Source organism: Telluria sp. AZSoR62 (assembly GCF_058111565.1).
The window spans coordinates 1-245 of the sequence record NZ_JBYTST010000509.1; the positions used below are offsets into that span (position 1 = coordinate 1).

The window sequence follows — 245 nt, forward strand, 5'->3', positions numbered from 1 at the left end:
GTTCCCGGGGTTTCGGTTGATGTGGTCGTGGAGTCTACGGCCGATATTGCCTCTCTGCTGTTGGAGCGCGCCTACGACATCGCCCTTGGAGCCCGGCCAGCGGAGACCGTCGCCACTGCAGCCGGCCGGGAGCTGGAGATGATCCCCTTCCTCCGCTACCAGCGGGTCTTCGTAGTGGCGGCAACGAATCCCCTCGCGGGGCTGCACGGCCCGGTGGCGCTCGCGCAGTTGCTGCACCGTCCGTG

At 67.8% G+C, this 245-nt stretch carries 1 protein-coding gene; it reads left to right on the top strand.

Annotated features, from left to right (window positions below; translation table 11 throughout):
* The coding region (locus AC3XQU_RS24555; RefSeq protein ID WP_489876720.1) for a LysR substrate-binding domain-containing protein at window positions 1-245 on the top strand (245 nt) is incomplete at both ends.